Source organism: Streptomyces canarius, assembly GCF_014650735.1.
Lineage (GTDB): Bacteria > Actinomycetota > Actinomycetes > Streptomycetales > Streptomycetaceae > Streptomyces > Streptomyces olivaceoviridis.
Genome location: NZ_BMVN01000150.1, coordinates 1 through 3,360, shown reverse-complemented (window position 1 = coordinate 3,360; position 3,360 = coordinate 1). Strand labels below are relative to the sequence as shown.

At 70.8% G+C, this 3,360-nt stretch carries 3 protein-coding genes; 1 reads left to right on the top strand and 2 read right to left on the bottom strand.

Annotation, left to right across the window (positions count from 1 at the left end; all coding sequences use genetic code 11):
• The first annotated feature begins 262 nt into the window (after positions 1–262).
• Positions 263–1,144: a helix-turn-helix transcriptional regulator gene (locus IE294_RS46465; protein ID WP_189895352.1), complete on the top strand. Its 882-nt coding sequence runs from the start codon at positions 263–265 to the stop codon at positions 1,142–1,144.
• A 56-nt stretch (positions 1,145–1,200) separates the two neighbouring features.
• On the opposite strand, the gene IE294_RS46460 is transcribed toward IE294_RS46465, so the two are convergent.
• Complete coding sequence (locus tag IE294_RS46460; RefSeq protein ID WP_189895351.1) at positions 1,201–3,087, bottom strand: Na+/H+ antiporter NhaA; 1,887 nt, start codon at positions 3,085–3,087, stop codon at positions 1,201–1,203.
• Positions 3,084–3,360: cytochrome d ubiquinol oxidase subunit II (locus IE294_RS46455; protein WP_189895350.1), on the bottom strand; the 277-nt coding region annotated here is incomplete at its 5' end. The genes IE294_RS46455 and IE294_RS46460, both read right to left, overlap by 4 nt.

Genomic DNA, 3,360 nt, shown 5'->3' with positions numbered 1-3,360 from the left:
ACACTTCATGGTGGACACCATGTACGAGGCCGACACGGTGGAGGACTCCCTCACGTACGCACGCGAACTGCTCGCGCTGCTGCCCGCCCAGTAAAAAGCACGCAATGTCCTTGCGGCCCGCACGAAGATTTCTGTTCGTGTATTCAAGGGGGCGATTCGTGCGCGGAGCAGGCATCTGAAGGGCCTGGGTATACGCGGCACGTACACCTACACCAGGTGATGCGACGGTTGTTATGTCAAGTCAGCAAGTAACCTTAGTCAAATGCAAAGCGTGAACCCGCTGGGTGAGTTCATACGAGCTCGCCGAGCTGCCACTTCGCCCAAACAAGTGGGTCTGCCGGACGAGGGGCCCCGCCGCACCGCGGGGCTACGGCGTCATGAGGTGGCCATGCTGGCCGGCGTGAGCGAGGGCTACTACGCGCGCTTGGAGCAGGGGCGGGAGAGACACCCTTCCGATCAGGTCCTCAACGCGCTGACCCGGGTGTTCGGGCTCGACACGGAGGCGGCAGAACACCTGCACAAGCTGGCACGGCAGGGGCTGCGCAAGCGCGGTGGCACCTATCCTCCGGCCGACGCCCGCGCGGCAGCCCACCTGGTACGGCTGATCGACTCCTGGAGCACGCCGACCGTGATCCTCGGGCCCCGGTTCGACATCCTGGCCGACAACGACGCGGCGAAGGCCCTCCTGTGTGTCATGGGCACCGAAACCAACCTGCTCCGGTTCGTCTTCCTGGACCCGGCGGCCCGGCGGTTCTACCGGGACTGGGAGGAGATCGCCAGGACATGTGTGGCGAGCCTGCGCACGGCGGCCTCCCTGAACGCGGAGGACCGGGCCCTGCACGCCCTGGTCGGTCAACTGTCGACACATAGCGATGAGTTCACCCGGCTGTGGGCCGAGTACGACGTCCGGACCAAGACCCATCAGACCCAGCGGCTGCTGCATCCGAGGGCCGGTGAGCTGACGCTGACGTACCAGACGTTCACCGTCAACGGCTCCCACGGCCACCAGCTCGGCACCTACCAGGCCGAACCCGGTTCGCCGAGCGAAGCCGCGCTGAATCGTCTGGTCCACGTCGCCGGCCGCCCGGACCGGACGGGTGAGGAGACCGGAGACCCGGCGGACGAGGAGACCCCGGAGCCGTAGGCCGTCCGGGGCCCCGGCGAGCGCTGAGGCGCCGCCGTACGAGGCGCGCTTCGTCCTCAGCCGGCCCGCCCTCGGCCGGACGCCTCGGCTCTGGCCCGCTTCACCCTGGCCCGGTCCAGGGCGGCGCCGACGACCCTGGAGAACGTGTCCGCGTCGTAAGCGCCGTAGAGCCGCCGCCCGTTGACGAAGAAGGTCGGCGTGCCCGCCACACCGCTCAGGTCGGCCGACTCCACGTCCTCGGCCACCCGGGCGGCGCCCTCGTGGCGCAGCAGCGAGCGCTCGAAGCGCTCGGCGTCCAGTCCGGCGCGTACCGCGTACTCTCGCAGATCGGGCAGGCGCAGCGCGCCCTGATGGGAGAGCAGCAGGTCGTGCATCTCCCAGTAGCGCCCTGCCTGCCCGGCCACCTCGGCCGCCTCGGCGGCGAGCTGGGCCTGTGGATGGATGTCGGTCAGCGGCAGGTGCCGCCACACGTACCGCACCCCTTCCACGTCCTGGAGCAGACGGTTGATCACGTGTTCCGCCCGCCCGCAGTAGGGGCAGTCGTAGTCGCCGTACTCGACCACCGTCACCAGGGCGTCCCGCGGTCCCCTGATGTGGTCGCGGTCGGGGTCGACCGGCACCTGGAGGTCGGTGATCGTCTCCGCACGTCCGATGAGGTACTTCATGCGACGGCCGCGCGGGAGCCGGGAGATGCCGGCCGTGATCGACCAGGTGAGGAGGAACGAGCAGGGGATGCTGCACAGGATGCCGGTCTTCGCCTCCGCGAGCCGGGGGCCGTGGAAGGCGAGCGTGGCGATGAGCAGGGACACGGTGAAGCCGACGGCCGCCAGTCCGCCGCCGGCGCCGAGCGCGGCCCAGCCCACCAGGGTGCGGACGCGGCCCCGGCTCAGCCGGGTCACCAGGAAGGTCCCCAGCAGGATGCCCGCGGGTTTGCCCAGGACGTAGCCGAGCAGGATGCCCCAGGTGACAGGAGATGTGAAGGCCTCTTCGAGCTGCCGGACACCGAGCGGTACACCGGCGTTGGCGAGGGCGAACAGGGGAACGACGACGAAGCTGGTCCAGGGGTGGAACAGTCGCTGGAGCCTGCCGTTGGGCGATACGGCGGAGGCGATGCCCAGGTGCAGCGACCGCTCCAGCTCCGGGGTGGGCTGTTCCCGGAAACTGCGGTACAGCTCGGTCGCCCGGGTGAGGTGGGACCGGTCGGCCGGGTGGGCGTAGGTCAGCAGCCCCATCACCAGTCCGACCACCACCGGGTCGACGCCCGAGTACAGGAAGGCGGTCCAGGCCACGGCCGCCAGGGGCAGGTAGACCGCCCCGCGCCGGACGCCGCGACCGCGTATCACGACGATCACGGCGAGCACCAGCAGGCCCGTCAGCAGCGCGGGCACCGACAGGGACACGCTGTAGGCGACGGCGATGACGGCGAGCGAGAGGAAGTCGTCGACGATGGCGACCGTCAGCACGAAGACGCGCAGCCGTGGCGGCATGCGCGTGCCCAGCGTGCCGAGGACGCCGAGGGCGAAGGCGGTGTCCGTGGACAGGGCGGCGCCCCAGCCATGCGCCGCGCCCGCGCCCGCGGTGACCGCTAGGTAGACGGCGGCCGACAGCAGCATTCCGCACACGCAGGCGGACACCGGCAGGAGCAGCCGGGTGCGTTCCCTCAGCTCCCCGAGGTCGAACTCGCGGCGGGCCTCCAGGCCCACGACGAAGAAGAAGAACGTCATCAGGCCGCTGTCGACCCAGCCGCGGACGGTCAGCAGCAGGCCGTGTCCACCGGCGTTCACCGACACCGGCGTGTTCCAGAACTCCTCGTAACCGTGCAGGTCGGTGTTGGCCCAGGCGAGAGCCGTGACCACGGCGAGCAGCAGGACCGCCGCGCCGGCCGTCTCGGTGCGCAGGAACTCGCGCACCGAGGTGGTGTCGGCCCGTGCCCCGCCGTTCACGGGGACTCGTGCGAGGCGGCCCGGTCCGCGACGTCGGCCCGGCCCATGACCCGGAACAGCAGGACCAGGGACGGCAGGATGAGGATGCCCGCGGCGCAGGCGACGCCGACGAGGACGGCGAGGGTGGCGTGCGGTGCCGCCGCGTCCTGGACCGGCAGGTGGGTGCCGAGGAGGTAGGGGTACTGGGAGACGCCCCAGCCGCTGACGATCAGGGCGACGGCCGCCGCCGCGGTCGCGCGCAGGCCCCGGGTCCGCTCGGCGCGCAGCAGGGCC

What these genes read in the sequence shown, in the direction of transcription:
- IE294_RS46465 (WP_189895352.1), top strand. Translation starts at nt 263, where the DNA reads ATGCAAAGCGTGAACCCGCTGGGTGAGTTCATACGAGCTCGCCGAGCT.